Source organism: Photorhabdus akhurstii (assembly GCF_019090985.1).
Classification (GTDB): Bacteria; Pseudomonadota; Gammaproteobacteria; order Enterobacterales; family Enterobacteriaceae; genus Photorhabdus; species Photorhabdus akhurstii.
Genome location: NZ_CP020335.1, coordinates 5450379 through 5465336, shown reverse-complemented (window position 1 = coordinate 5465336; position 14958 = coordinate 5450379). Strand labels below are relative to the sequence as shown.

The following is a 14958-nucleotide window of genomic DNA, read 5'->3' as shown; positions in this document are numbered from 1 at the left end:
TTGATCATTGTGCTATTTCTTTTCTCCAACAGTGGGTTTTGCCAACCAGATAAAGATCAGCAAGATCAGAAAAATAAAGCCAAATAGCCAATAAATCTCGTTAGCGGCAATAATCAAGCCCTGATTCGTGATTTCACGTGCCAGAGAGTGGCTGGTTTGGGCTTGCGACATCCCTAATTGTCCCATTTTTTCATAGGCTTGTTGGGCAATAGGTTTATGGGGAGTTATCGATTCAGTTAACTGAACGTGGTGGACAGCTTCGCGACGGGACCACATGGTGGTGGTAATTGAAGTCCCTACGGATGTTGCCAGAGTGCGTAAAAAGTTGAACAAGCTACCGGCAGAGGCGATTTTAGCGGGTTCAACGTCAGATAGTATAATGGCTGTTAGTGGCATAATTAAACAGGCGATAGCAAAGCCCTGAATAAATTGTGGCCAGGCAGCGGTGGCAAAGTCCATTGATAGCTCAAAGGTATTTGTTCTCCAAAAGAAACAGAGTGCAAAAATGATAAAGCTGAACATAACTAAATAACGCATATCAATTTTTGAACTAAAACGACCAATGAGTGGAACGAGCATTATCGGCACTATTCCTAATGGAGCCATTACTAATCCTGCCCAAGTTGCTGTGTAACCAAACACCATTTGTAATAATTGAGGTTGCAAAACCAGCGTGCCTATGTGGAGTAGGAAAGCCAAACTGATACATAAGGTACCGATAGTAAAATTACGAGATTTAAATAGTGATAAGTCAATGATCGGATCATCGTCGGTGAGTTCCCAAATAATTAGGAAAGTGATGGCAATGACGGCGGTAATGGCTAATACAATAATTTCTGTTGAATTGAACCAATCAAGCTCTTTTCCTCTATCGAGTAATAGTTGAAAACAACCAACACCGATGACCAATAAAATTAGCCCTATGACATCAATTGACCTAGCCGTTGTTTCAGTTTCCCGGTCTTTTAACAATATCCAGGTGATAGCAATGGCAACAAAGCCAACCGGAACGTTGATGAGGAAGATCCATCCCCAATGATAGTTGTCACTGATCCAACCACCAAGTATGGGGCCACAAACCGGAGCGACAACGATAGTCATTGACCACATTGCCAGAGCCATATTGCGTTTTAGCGGAGGATAGTTGTTGAGTAACAAACTTTGCGAAAGGGGCATAATTGGCCCGGCTGAGATACCTTGTAGAACGCGGGAAATGATCAACATTTCCAGGCTATTGGCAATACCACACAACCAGGAAGTGATCACAAACAAGATCATTGAAACTAAGAAAACCCGGACTTCCCCGAACCGTTTTGCTAACCAGCCAGTTAATGGGATAGAGATCGCGTTTGCAACAGCAAATGAAGTAATTACCCAAGTACCTTGTGATACTGATGAACCCAGATCTCCAGCAATTGTTGATATTGCAACGTTAGCAATAGTCAGATCTAATATTTGTAAAAAAGCGGCTAATGCTAAAGCCAGGGTTAGCCAGCCAAGTTTGGCTCCTGATAATGGCTCTTTTAGCATGTTAACCTCACTTATTTTGACTGGTATTAACTTGAATGATTTCGTTAATTAGCTGATCAATTTCTCCGGTGTTGTAAGTCAAGACGTTGGTTTCATAAACAATGCTGTTGCGAGGCGTATTGGCAAGCACCAGACCATCCCGATTTCGGGTATCAACCGTGGCATGCATGGATAAACCGATGCGTAAAGGATGATCAATAAGTTGTTGTGCTGCTAGTTCAACACGGACAGGTAAACGTTGAACCACTTTGATCCAGTTACCGGTGGCGTTTTGTGCCGGTAGTAAAGAAAATGCGCTGCCAGTACCCATATCAAGACCTACAATTCGGCCCTGATAAGTGACATCACTACCATAGAAATCACTCACCAGTGTTACAGGTTGACCGATACGGACATTGGAGAGTTGAACTTCTTTGAAGTTAGCTTCGACCCAAAGTTGGTCAGCGGGTACGATAACCATTAGGGGAGCGCCGCTTTTTATTTGTGAGCCTACTTGAACACTGCGGCGTGAAACGTAGCCTGTTACCGGCGCTACAATCTGGGTACGCTGTAAGGTTAACCATGCATCGCGAAGCTGGGAAGCAGCCAGTTTAATCTTAGGTTGTTGATCTAATGGAGTGTCTATAACTAATGCTTGGTTGGCATAATATTGTTGTCGGGCAACATTCAGCTCAGATTTTGCCATTTGCACGCTATTGCGGGAATGAATCAGGTTTTCTTTGGCGATAGCACCGGTGAGTCCCAGATGTTCACGTCGTTTTAAATCATCTTGAGCCTGTTGTAATACCGTTTGTTTGAGCTCAATGTTAGCCAATAGTTTTTCATTATCAATAATGGTTTGGTGGGTTTGCCTGACATTATTAGCCAATGTATTTTTCGCTCGTTCAAAAGCATGTTCCGCATCAATAGAGTCTAAACGTAGCAGAATATCGCCTTGCTGAACGAAGTCGGTATTATCGGCATAAATAGCGGTTACGCTACCGGTGATCTGGGCCATCACTTGTACCTGATTACCAACAACGTAGGCATCATCAGTCGCTTGATAATGACGTAGTGAAATAAGCCAATAGGCGAAGTAACCCAACCCGGCAAAAACAAATAAGAGAGCTGCGAGGATCAGTGCTAATTTACGCTTTGACTTTTTCTCATTAAGCGGAGGTGATTGTATTTCTCCGGCCATATGTCCTCTCCCATCGCAGTGATTAAAAGTAAATTCGTCTTAAATAATGTGCTTATATTTGATTAAACACCTTGGAGTCGACTACAAGGTCAAGTTCTTCTCATTTGATAAAATGAAAATTGCTAATATTTAGCACTTAACGCCAAAAGAATGATTTAATATTAAAATTGTTTATTATCGTTATTAACATTTATCAGATAGGCTGGATTGTCTATCTGGCAATGATTAACGGTATTTTGTGTCAGTACCCAGAACATTTATCTGGGTACAAATAATCACAGAGTAGGGATACGAAGCCATTGATGTTAATTACTTAACTGACTCAGGCCGTCATTCCTCCATCAATAACGAACGTTTGTCCGGTGATATAGCGTCCCCCAGGGCTGAGCAGGAAATTGATTGTCAGAGCAATATCTTCCACTGAACCTAAACGGCCCAATGGGATGTTAGACAATAGTTTTTTCCTATGTGATGCAGGGATATGACCCAGCATTTCAGTATCAATTAAGCCTGGCGCAACGGTATTGACCCGAACATTAAATCGGCCAACTTCAACTGCTAGTGAGCGGGTAATACCGATCATAGCGGCTTTGGTTGCAGCGTAATTAACTTGCCCTGAGTTGGCTTTAAACGCAGTGACTGAGCTCATGTGGATAATGCAGCCTTCTCCCGCAGTAATCATTTCAGGGAGAAAAGCGTGATTGACTAAATAAACAGAAGAAAGATTGGTAGAAATCACATTGTGCCACTCTTCTTCTTTCATATTTATTAGCAATGCATCTTGTGTAATTCCGGCGTTATTGATGATGGCATAGGGAGAGCCATATCGTGAGATAAGCTCTGTTGACAATATTTTCACTTCTTCTGCGTTTGAGACATCACATTGATAGCCCTCACAGCGATAACCTTGCTGTTCAATTTCCTGACACAATGTTTGAGCTTCATTTGTGCTTGATTTATAGGTAAAAACCACGTGATAGTTCTGAGCAGCCAGCATTTTTACTATGCCTTTGCCGATACCACGTGATCCTCCTGAAATAAAAACCCAAGGTGTGCTGATACTCATTAAGTTATTCCTCTAAATTTTTGCCATCCGTCTGCCAATACCGCATTCATCAAATCTTAGTTGGCAATCTGCTTTCTTTTTGTTGTTCCCATCAGGCTCATCTCAACAACTAAAGAGATTTCTCCATTCAGCCAGATCGGGATTTCCAACGTACCGTATAACGAGCCATCAACATCGAATGTATCTTTTGGCAGGATCGTATATTCGATATTCGGCATTTCATCTGGGATTTGGCGATTGAGCAGCGCGGGAGAAAAACTCACGGTGTGCATGACATGCAAGACAATAAGGTCTTTGAGGCATGTTTCATCATGTTCTTGTTTGCCAAAATAGGTTTTAAATTCTGTTGCTAGTGCGGTTTTGGCACTTTGCTGCATGAAAAGATAAAACATCAGAGCATCGAGAAAGATCCAGAATTCATTGACTTCCGGAAAAGTATGTTTGAATTCAAGGGATTTTTTTATTGTCTCTTGTATGGGAACTTGGCAACGTGGTTTTTCAGGAAGTCTAGTTTTTTGTGAAAAATCAAAACAACTATAGTGACCAACTAGAGGTTTCAGGTTAGTTGTTTCGTCTTGCAGATTAAAGGTCGTTTTCCCATTTCGGTCAGTATGCTTAGTTTTAACACAATAGCAGGCATCCAGAGGGACGGGATTGCGCAAATTAACGTGCCACTGTCTGCCCATTTCCCTATTTGGTTGTGACAGATAATCGTATCCGCTTTTGAGCGGGATCATTGCCAGCATGCCGTGTACTGCAATACCACCCAACCCAACTTCTCTTGCGATTTTTTCATCAAAATGGATAGGATTGTAGTCGCCAGAGAATTTAGCCCATTGACTGAGATCTTCTTTGCTGAATTGAACGTTCATCTGTCGGCTTTCCTAAAAATAAGCGCACAGTTTGTACCACCGAAGCCATAATTAACATTTAAAGCCGTGTCAATAACTTGGTGAGTCCGGTGGATATTGGGGACATAATCCAGATCGCATAGCGGATCAGGATTATTTAGGTGCATAGTTGCGGGGATCGTTGCTGTCTCTATTGCTTTGATGCAGAAAATAGATTCAATTGCTCCGGCTCCGGCAATAAGATGGCCTGTATAGGATTTTGTACTGGAAATAGGAATACGATAAGCGTGTTCGCCTAGGCTCATTTTTAGAACATCGGTTTCGTTAATGTCGTTGAGTGGGGTTGATGTCCCATGAGCATTAATATAGTGAATATCTGAGGTAGAGAGTTTGGCCTGTTCCAGCGCCATCTGAATAGCCATGACTCGTCCTTTGCAATCAGGTGCTGGGGCAGTCATATCTGACGCATCAGAGTAATTGCCATAACCAATCACTTCCGCCAATATTTTGGCGCCTCTGGCAACAGCGCTGTCATAGTCTTCAAGACATAATATTGCTGCCCCTTCTGACATAACGAAACCACTACGATCTTGGCTGAATGGACAACAGGCTTTTTCGACAGATTCCTGCTCTTTACTCAGTGCCCCAAGAATGTCGATACTCCAGACGATGAATGGATCTCTGATGCTTTCACCGCCACCTGCCAGCATCATTTTAGTGCGTCCACTGCGGATAAGTTCAAACGCATCGCCTATCGCCATACTGCCGGTTGCACAAGCTGCAACCGGGGTATTTTGGTATCCCCGTAAATTCCAGTTCATTGAAATCGCCGCTGTCCCTACGCTGTGCATAGACATGATATTGGTCATCGGTGAGGCAATGCCTTGATCAGCATAAGAATGGCTGTTTTCAACGGTTGCATCTTCTCCACCCCAGCCAGTACCAAAAATGACGCCGCGTTCAAAAGGGGAATAATTTTCGTCAAGAGCGGCTTTATCGTTACCAAATGCCATCTTGATTGCTTCATCCGCCGCAATTAGCCCAAGTTTGCTGAATTTGGGTAGGTTCTTTAATAATTTTTTGGAAAACCGTGATACATCAGGAGAGAAAGGAATATTGCCGAAAAACTTTGCTACAACGGAAGCGTCTGGGTGTTCTTCCTTTTTATAGCCTACCCGATAATTTAGGATTGCATCCCAAATTTCTTGGGTATTTTGCCCAAGAGAACAGATAGAACCATAACCTGTGACGGCAACGCGACGATAGCCTGTTTGAATATTCATGAAACATTATCTCCAAAATTCATTTCTTGGTGACATGCTTTATTTTCTAATACAACCAAATAATAGGATTGGTAGATAAAAGCATCATAAAAATGAATGTTAGCTGTGTTGTGATGTTGTCATAGACAGCTAACATCCCAGTGTATTAGTGATGATTATTTTGCTAATTCACTGACATAATTGACAAAATCACCGATTGTCGTTGTGTTGTCTCGTTGGAACTTATCGAAATTCAGTTGAATGCCCATTTCTCTTTTTAAAGCAACCTGAATAGAAACGAAATCCAGACTCACTAAATGAATATCATCAAGTAGAGTGTCAAGAGTAATATCTTCTGGTTCGATATCAGTTAATTCAGTAATTTGAGATTGAAGTAATTCAAATAGTTTCATATTAATGTCCCCTAAAAATTTAAATAAGATTGGCGGAGTTTCGGCACAGGAATATAAGTATCATTAATAAAAGCGTTATTCCTGCCACACCGTCTTTTCACTGTCATTTTGCTATTATTCCTGGGTGATTAAAGATTGCCCTGAAATTTTAAGTAAGTTATACGTTTCTTGTTTGATGGCGTTAGCCAATATCTCAATATCATCTTGACTTGTGGTATATCCGAAGCTGATGCGTACTGCGCTATCAATACGATCATCGGGTAATCCCATAGCAACCAGAACGTGAGAACGTTGGGTTGATTTGTTATTGCTACAGGCTGATCCTAGAGATAAAGAGATGCCGTGACGTAAATCTAGCCTGCTGGCTAATGATTCAGCACGAATACCTGGGAAACTTAAATTGAGTGTCCAAGGTGCCTGAAACGCTGGATTGGTATTGCCATTAATCAGGTAGTTAACACGATGCTGTTCTAACAGGGATAGTAAAGTTTCTCTGAGCGTTTTGTAAGTATTGAAACGTTCTTGCAATCCGTTCAGTGATTCTTTAGCTGCCGCCGTTAATCCTGCGAGGCCCAAGGTATTCTCAGTGCCGCTGCGTACTCCTTGTTCTTGTCCTCCACCATGCAGCAAGGGATTTAATTGAATCCCCGGTGCATGGTAGAGCCCGCCAATACCTTTCGGGCCGTTAAATTTATGGCCGGAGAAAGAGACGGTCGTTACGCCAGAAAGTGTGTCACAGCTAAAAGGAAGTTTACCAATAGCCTGTACTGCATCGATATGCAGATAAACACCGGCCTCTTTTGCTAAAGAGGCGACAGCTTCATAGGGCTGGATCACGCCGGTTTCGTTGTTAATCGCCATCAATGTGATCAGGCGAGTTTGTGGCCGTAGGTTTTCCCGAATACTTTGTACACTTATCCGCCCTTGATTGTCGGGGTTGATCAGCGTTAGCTGAAGCCCGCGTTGCTGATACCAGAGTAATGGCGCCAGAACAGAAGGATGCTCAATGGAAGAGCTAATAACATGATGGGCAGACAGATCCGAACCGGGAAGCGTTGCTAACAAGCTGGATAAGGCTTGGTTATTACTTTCAGTTCCTCCTGATGTAAACAGGATTTGCTCTGGTACTGTGCCCATTAATGAAGCCATCGATCTTCTGGCGTCAATGAGCAACTTTTTAGCCATGTCGCTTAAGCTGTAGTGGCTGGATGGATTAGCAAAAATAGACATTGCATCTTTAATCGCCAACTGCGCTTTAACACTGAGCGGTGTTGTGGCGTTGTAGTCGAAGTATAAGCTTGTCATATTTTTCCCTTTAGCTGCTCGAATAGCTTATGCAGCATATCAAGGCAGTGTTGTTGTGCGGGTTCTAACTCGCCTAATAACGCATTAATGCCCTCAGGCGATAATGCGTTCAATTCTTCGAGAGTTTTACCTTTAGCGTGGCGACAAAATTGGTTAGACATTGCCAGGGAGGCGGTACATCCCCATGCACGAAAACAGGCATTATCTACTCGTCCCTGGTTATCCAGTGTCAGGTCGATATCAACCTTGTCACCGCATACAGGGTTACCTAATGCCAATTTAATGGTGGGGGTGGATAACGCCCCCTGGCAGTCAGGATTGCAAAAGTTGTCAATAATGATGTTGTTAAACATAATTCCACCTTGCTATTTATACAGCGGGTGTAGCTGAGGTACCTTCATCGTCTGACATTTTTCTCTCAAGGTTGACCGCACAGCAACCAAACTCTTTAGCAGCAGCGGTACGCATAACAAACTGAACTCGCTGAGAATTGCGCCAGGATTTGTTAGGATCGGTACGCAAGTAGACCAAATCTTCTGTCAGTAACATGCCGGGAGTGGAAACAGAAAGTGGATCTAAGATCACTAATTGTCCGGTTTCACCATCGGGTAGCTCACGTGTTAAATCATTAGGATCACGAACGGAGAAATGAATATAAGGGGGAACATGTTTATGGTTATATTCATCTTCGATGGCAAGAAGGTTTGCTTCAACCAGACCATACATATCACGTGTCCGGGAAGCTGGAATGCCCAGCCACTCTTCAATATCTGCATTCAATTCGCTGCGGGAGATCATATCCCCGGTAAAACGTTTCCAGCCGCCCATAGTAATTACCATGCTATCGCGATCTAAAGTGAGCTTGGTATTATTCTCTTTTAGGAACGTAATAAAACGATGGATCATGAATGGAGGACCAATTAAATGCCGGGTGAATTTGCCTTTCCACTGGATTAATTGATTCAGTGAATCTTCTGGAGAAAAGCGGTCCTGATTAATCATATAGCGTCGAGTATCTAACAGACCTGTCAGGAAATTAAAGATTTTAACCAGCGCCATTTCTGGAATATCTTCTGTTGACGGGCATAAACATAAGCCAGCACCGCCGGATACTTTGAACATACTGCGATAATTAGAATAGACAGCCAATACTGTATGATCCATCGTATCGTGGCAACGACGATAAACGCTAGGAATTCCGCTTGTGCCCGTTGAGCGCATTTCATGTTCGATTTCAGATAATGGCTTGCTTAATAAACGGTGACTTTCGGCTGATTTATAAGTTGCAACGGGTATCAATGGGATGCGAACTAAGTCATTATAATTCTGGATCTCTTCTGGCTTAATACCTTGTTTTTCACAAATATCTCTATAGTAAGGGTTATTATGATAATGGAAATGAAAAGCGTCCTTAAGTAAACAGGTTTTTAATTCTTGTTGCTCTTCTTTAGACAGCTTATAGAGTAAGTCGACATCGGCTATTAACCACTTTAGCGGATTTCCGCCACGAGATTTTATACCGTCATATATATTTTTGATATTTTCCATTTTTTTCATCTCCGGTAGGGTAAAGAGTAGATAAATTAATCTTTGTTTATTATAAGTTATAGCAATAAAGCATAAGTTACGTAGGCAAAAAGGATAGTCATTAATAATTTATTTTTATTGAATAAATTGGCTATATTATTGCTTGGATTATTATATGGATTTGTCAATATTGTTAAAATTATGCTAAAAATAGCTGGTTTATTCAAAATATTCACTTTAGTACGAATATGACCAGTTAATTCAAGTAAATTTTTTAATTGTCTTTTATATTTTTGTGAAGTTCGTTGTTTTTTGATCTATTGAGTGTTCTTTTGGCAAGTTTTTCATTGTCCTAAGATTTCGATAATGATAAAAATAAAATATAGATAAATACCAAATTAGAAAATGAGTACGCATGATGAAAATGGATTGCTTAATTGTGGGTGCCGGTCAAGCCGGACTAAGTTTAGCGGCTATTCTTGCGGCTAAGAATATTAATGTCTGCATATTAGAGCGAGAAGCGCGTATTGGTGATGTGTGGCGCAGGCGTCCTGATAATATGCTGTTATTCACTTCACGTGGTATGACTCAGCTTCATGGCTTACCATTTCCTGGAATTAAAGAGGGTTATCCAGATAAAAATGAAGTTGCTGATTACCTTGAGCGCTATGCTTCACATCATAACCTTGCTATACATACTCAAACTGAAGTGGTTGAAGTGAAGCATGATAAAAATGGCTATCGTGTTAAAACAAAAGATGGAAAAGTATTTCACGCGCCTTGTTTGGTTAATGCAACAGGCGCTAATCAATTAGCTGATATTCCAGCGCTTGCCGAACAACTTTCTACTGATATACAGCAAATCGGAGCAGATCAATATCGGGAGCCAAAACAAATTAAAGCAGGCAGCCGAGTCGCTGTCGTTGGTGATGGCGCGAGTGGCCGTCAGATTGCTAAAGATTTGGCTGCAACGACGAAGGTGACGTTATTTTGCGGTTCTTCCCGTCCTCTCTTACCTAACAGAATACTGGGCAAAGATATTTTTTGGTGGTTAAGTAAAAGTGGCTTGTTATTTGCTAATTATTACAGTTTGGTCGGGAAAATTATGCGGCGGCGTAATCCCATCCCTTGTGGCGATCTGAAAAACCATCGATTAGCAGCTTTGGATATAAAAATAGCGAATAGGTTAGTTGATGTAAAAGACAATAAATTATGTGATTTTTCTGGCAATCAATATGAGGCAGATACGGTTATTTGGTGTTTGGGGTATAAGGATAATACGGAATGGTTGACGCTTCCCGGCGCTGTGGATGCTAATGGATTCATTTGCAAAAATGGCCATGCGGAAGGAGGGAAAACCCCTTATCCTGGGTTATTTATCGTTGGGCGGAAATGGTTGAGTAGTCGTGGTTCTGAACTGATGTTAGGGGCTTATAAAGACACTCGTCGGATCGCTAAATGGGTGGAAAATTATCTGAAAGAGCATAGATCATTAAAATGAATGATTAATACAGAATAGTGATATTTTACTCTGTATATTTTATTTGTCGTAGATTGAAGGTTTATTGGGTTGTATTGTTATGGTGTTATTCTGAATTCTGTATCATTACTAAGAGTGCATAATATAGTAAATGTGCTATTAGGAATAAAATGATACAGAATCTCTAACATACTGGCTTTGATAATAACGGTTATAAATAGAAATTATTTATTTTAGGTAATATATCAAAAATATTATTTATTCATAACACAGATGTTTTGCGTTGTAAAATTTAGACCTGCTAATGTTGATGATAAATTGAAATATTTTTGTTGTGCTTGTTGCATTTTGTTTTTACTGGCATGTTTTAATTCAGAAGGTCTTAATCCATATAGTGTCATGCAGGTACGGCTGAAATGTGCGCCATCGGAAAATCCGCTATTACAAGCTAGTAAAGTCAGTGAATCTGATGAGTGTATCTCATCAATAGCATGATGCAGACGCTTCCATAGTAGATAACTACGGAAGTTGGTTCCCATTTTTTCTCTAAATAGGTGCAAGAATCGACTCTCGGATAAATAGAGCTGATTTGATATTTCACGAGAAGATATACATTTAACCGGTAATTCAGTAATAAGAGAGGCCGCTTTCATGATTCGTTTATCCTGATAACAATGGCAATCTTCTATTTTACCTAAAAGGTTGTTTAAGATGAAAATATCTGGAGAGGTTTCTGATTGTAAACAACTAATAAAATAATTTGCTATTAAACTGGATGATTCTTGATTTAAATATATGATATCTGAACCTCTCATTTGATGTAGTAATAAATGACATAGTGGATTGGCTAGGTCTATCAGTAAATTAAAACAGAGTTGCCCTTCCGAGTGTAATTTATGTTTAATATTAGAAGAAATAATGAATCCATGTGCTTGTCTCGATTCATTTTCGGTATCAATCCTCATGAGTGAATTATGTGGTGATACACTCAATTGGATACAAGGATGATGATGCCATTCTGTTTGCATATTATAAGAGAAAACCAGATCTTGTAGATGGAATTTATAGAATTTAATAAAATACGGTGATTTGTCTATTTTGTGTAACATGATGGTGTCCTTTATTAAATTATTGTGTGTGTTTGAATTAATTATTCAATATAATTATTATAAATCCTAGGTGTTATTTTTTAATTAAATTATATTAACTCGTTAAATAATTATTATTAGTTACTATGTCATCACAAAACTATTAAGTGGTTATTATTAGGTTGCCTCCTCTGGTATCTAGGTGAAAATAATTTCACTATTGTAAAATATCGTTATGACATGGTGTAAAGAATTATCCTCCACCTGTTTTTCGCGGGTGGAATATTTAATTTTTGCTAGCCAATCTTAACAATATCTGAATTACTCAACGTTAAATAGCTATTATCTGCTTGATATAATTAAAAGTATTTTCTTTCGTAACATAATTAATGACCAAAATTTAATGCGGAGCCAATATTTTTATATGATTATTTTAATTGGTTATAACTTATATTAAACATATTATCATGAGAACAATATGGTTATATTTTTATGTTCTTTGTGAATTAGGCCACATAAACTATAAGTATATTGGCATAATACCGAAAACAAGTTGCATTAGGCTTGTAATAAATAAAAGGACCTGTTAAAGCAGTTTGTTATAACAATCCCCAAAACGCTTTAATTAAGGGTTCATTAAGCCGTTTTCTCTGTACACACATTCCCAACTCAAACGGCTCTACTAGAGAAATATTGTCCAATGAAGATATGCGATTACGTACCGGTTCAGGACTGTTTTCTACAACGACATTGGGAATTAATGCCACTCCACAACCCAATGCAACCATAGAAACAATGGCTTCATGACCGGACACGGTAGCGTAAATCAACGGGTTGTTAATTTTATGGTGACGGAACCAGTGCTCAATGCGCTTACGTGAAGGGCCGTGTTCCGGCAAAATGAAGGGAATATTATTCCAGTCAGGGTACTTCTGTATGACGAGTGCGCGTACAGCGCAGGGAAGGGAAGGTGCAATCAATACCAGAGGAACTTCACCGATTTTGGTGAAGCTAACATTATCTGGTAGTTTTTCCGGCTTACCGGCGATACCTAAATCGGCATCATTAGACTGTATCTTATTGACCGCATCTGCAGCATCACCTGTAGTGAGTTTGATTTCAACCATAGGATGTTCTGCACGAAAACGGTCTAGGATCTGTGGTAAGTGACTGTAGGCCGCGGTGACTGAACAAAACAGACGTAACTCGCCACTTAGAGATGGGCTTTGTTGATTCAGTGAGTGTTTTAATTGCTGGTATTGTAGCAGTGTTTGTTGGGCGAATTGTTTAAATTGCTCGCCTGCAAAGGTCAATTTTACAGTGCGATTATCCCGTAAAAATAGTGGATGCCCCAAAATATCTTCAATACGCTGAATCTGGCGAGATAATGTGGATGGACTGACATGCATTGCTTTTGCTGTACGGCCAAAATGACAGCTTTCAGCCAGATGTAGAAACAGTTTGAGATCGCGTATATCCATAGCTTATTCCCCCTTTTCCTGTCCAATAATCTGTATTGCATAAAATGCAATGTAGTATTGTTAATATATCAATTTAAGCAATGGCTTTCATGTCATATATTGAAAATATATAAACCCTCACAGGGTGAGGAAATCTAAAAAACAGTCGCAGCACTTCATTGCTGAGCACAACATGATACGGAGTCACTAATGGCTAATTATTTTAATACGCTGAATTTGCGTCAGCAGTTGGCGCAGTTAGGTAAATGTCGTTTTATGGCGCGGGAAGAGTTTGTTGATGAGGCAGGATATTTAAAAGGCAAAAAAGTGGTTATCGTCGGTTGCGGAGCGCAAGGGCTGAATCAGGGCCTGAATATGCGTGACTCCGGTCTGGATATCGCTTATGCCCTGCGTAAAGAGGCCATTGAAGAAAAACGTGCTTCATGGCGTAAAGCGACGGAAAGTGGTTTTCAAGTCGGTACTTATGAGGAGTTGATACCGCAGGCTGATTTGGTCATTAACCTGACGCCAGATAAGCAACACTCTTCTGTTGTTCGCGCAGTTCAACCGTTGATGAAAGAGGGGGCTGCACTGGGTTATTCCCACGGTTTAAACATTGTTGAAGTCGGTGAACAAATCCGTAAAGACATCACTGTGGTGATGGTCGCGCCTAAGTGTCCTGGTACTGAAGTGCGTGAAGAATACAAACGGGGTTTTGGTGTGCCTACTTTGATCGCAGTTCACCCGGAAAACGATCCTAAAGGCGAAGGCATGGCAATCGCTAAGGCATGGGCCGCGGCAACAGGAGCGCATCGCGCCGGCGTTTTGGAATCTTCTTTCGTGGCAGAAGTGAAATCTGATCTGATGGGTGAGCAAACTATTCTGTGCGGTATGTTACAGGCTGGTTCACTGCTGTGTTATGACAAACTGGTGGCAGATGGCGCTGAGCCGGGTTATGCAGGAAAATTGATCCAGTTTGGTTGGGAGACCATCACAGAAGCACTGAAACAAGGTGGTATCACTCTGATGATGGACCGTCTGTCTAATCCGGCAAAACTGCGAGCGTATGCATTGTCTGAACAGTTAAAAGAAATGATGACGCCGCTGTTCCAGAAACATATGGATGATATCATTTCTGGTGAATTTTCTTCCGGTATGATGGCTGACTGGGCCAATGATGATAAGAAACTGTTAGGTTGGCGTGAGGAAACGGGTAACACTCCGTTTGAGAATTCACCTGAATGTGATGGCAAAATCAGTGAGCAGGAATACTTTGATCATGGCGTTTTAATGGTTGCTATGGTGAAAGCCGGGGTTGAACTGGCATTCGAAGTTATGGTTGATACCGGTATTATTGCTGAGTCTGCCTATTATGAATCTCTGCATGAATTACCGCTGATTGCGAATACTATCTCTCGTAAACGCTTGTACGAAATGAATGTCGTTATTTCTGATACAGCGGAATATGGTAACTATTTGTTCTCTCATGTTGCGGTTCCTTTGCTGAAAGAGAAGCTTATGGGTTCGCTACAGGCGGGTGATTTAGGTAAGCCGGTTGTAGATAACGGTATCGATAACGCCCAGTTGCGCGATGTAAACGAAGCTATCCGTAACCACCCAATTGAAGTTGTTGGCCGCGTATTACGTGGTTACATGACAGATATGAAACGTATTGCTGTTGGCGGTTGATTAAAGATAAGGGGGGAGAAATTCTCCCTCTTTGCATTTAATATTTATCAACCAGTAGAATCCTTTTCCTTCATAAAGAAAACCGCGTTTCCTTTCTCCTCTTTCTG

13 protein-coding genes are annotated in these 14958 nt (G+C 40.8%); 2 read left to right on the top strand and 11 right to left on the bottom strand.

The genetic code is table 11. The features are described 5' to 3' along the window. Positions 1 to 12: 12 nt before the first annotated feature. From B0X70_RS23495 to B0X70_RS23455, 9 genes are all read right to left on the bottom strand, one after another. Complete coding sequence (locus B0X70_RS23495) at positions 13 to 1530, bottom strand: DHA2 family efflux MFS transporter permease subunit (protein ID WP_217470514.1); 1518 nt, start codon at positions 1528 to 1530, stop codon at positions 13 to 15. A 7-nt stretch (positions 1531 to 1537) separates the two neighbouring features. Continuing rightward, positions 1538 to 2710, bottom strand: coding sequence for a multidrug efflux MFS transporter periplasmic adaptor subunit EmrA (gene emrA / locus B0X70_RS23490; RefSeq protein ID WP_214040247.1), 1173 nt, complete (start codon positions 2708 to 2710; stop codon positions 1538 to 1540). A gap of 322 nt (positions 2711 to 3032) precedes the next feature. After that, positions 3033 to 3776 (bottom strand): 3-oxoacyl-ACP reductase FabG, encoded by a 744-nt coding sequence (gene fabG / locus B0X70_RS23485; protein ID WP_040150234.1) that lies wholly within the window; start codon positions 3774 to 3776, stop codon positions 3033 to 3035. A 56-nt stretch (positions 3777 to 3832) separates the two neighbouring features. Next, a complete protein-coding gene (locus B0X70_RS23480) occupies positions 3833 to 4648 on the bottom strand; it encodes a MaoC/PaaZ C-terminal domain-containing protein (protein ID WP_040150231.1) in 816 nt (271 codons plus the stop codon). Next, positions 4645 to 5910 (bottom strand): beta-ketoacyl-[acyl-carrier-protein] synthase family protein, encoded by a 1266-nt coding sequence (locus B0X70_RS23475; protein ID WP_040150229.1) that lies wholly within the window; start codon positions 5908 to 5910, stop codon positions 4645 to 4647. The genes B0X70_RS23480 and B0X70_RS23475 overlap by 4 nt, the downstream gene beginning before the upstream one ends. A 155-nt stretch (positions 5911 to 6065) precedes the next feature. Beyond that, positions 6066 to 6302 carry an acyl carrier protein gene (locus B0X70_RS23470; protein WP_011148745.1) on the bottom strand — a complete coding sequence of 79 codons (237 nt, stop codon included), beginning with the start codon at positions 6300 to 6302 and terminating at the stop codon, positions 6066 to 6068. Between the two features lie 114 nt (positions 6303 to 6416). Then, positions 6417 to 7607: a cysteine desulfurase family protein gene (locus tag B0X70_RS23465; RefSeq protein ID WP_040150228.1), complete on the bottom strand. Its 1191-nt coding sequence runs from the start codon at positions 7605 to 7607 to the stop codon at positions 6417 to 6419. Further along, entirely contained in the window at positions 7604 to 7960 is a 357-nt protein-coding gene (locus B0X70_RS23460; protein WP_036809862.1) for an iron-sulfur cluster assembly scaffold protein, read from the bottom strand. The genes B0X70_RS23465 and B0X70_RS23460 overlap by 4 nt, the downstream gene beginning before the upstream one ends. A gap of 16 nt (positions 7961 to 7976) precedes the next feature. Beyond that, positions 7977 to 9155, bottom strand: coding sequence for a LuxE/PaaK family acyltransferase (locus B0X70_RS23455; protein WP_040150226.1), 1179 nt, complete (start codon positions 9153 to 9155; stop codon positions 7977 to 7979). A gap of 394 nt (positions 9156 to 9549) precedes the next feature. Here B0X70_RS23455 and B0X70_RS23450 point away from each other — a divergent pair, with 394 nt between their 5' ends. Continuing rightward, positions 9550 to 10635, top strand: a complete 1086-nt coding sequence (locus B0X70_RS23450; RefSeq protein ID WP_036809868.1) for a flavin-containing monooxygenase — start codon at positions 9550 to 9552, stop codon at positions 10633 to 10635. 233 nt (positions 10636 to 10868) lie between these two features. Here the strand turns inward: B0X70_RS23450 and B0X70_RS23445 are convergent, their stop codons facing one another. Beyond that, a complete protein-coding gene (locus tag B0X70_RS23445) occupies positions 10869 to 11723 on the bottom strand; it encodes an AraC family transcriptional regulator (protein WP_036809871.1) in 855 nt (284 codons plus the stop codon). A gap of 578 nt (positions 11724 to 12301) precedes the next feature. Further along, positions 12302 to 13183: an HTH-type transcriptional activator IlvY gene (gene ilvY / locus B0X70_RS23440; protein WP_217470513.1), complete on the bottom strand. Its 882-nt coding sequence runs from the start codon at positions 13181 to 13183 to the stop codon at positions 12302 to 12304. 189 nt (positions 13184 to 13372) lie between these two features. On the opposite strand from ilvY, the gene ilvC reads away from it, so the two are divergent. Then, complete coding sequence (ilvC, locus tag B0X70_RS23435; RefSeq protein ID WP_217470512.1) at positions 13373 to 14851, top strand: ketol-acid reductoisomerase; 1479 nt, start codon at positions 13373 to 13375, stop codon at positions 14849 to 14851. Positions 14852 to 14958: the final 107 nt, after the last annotated feature.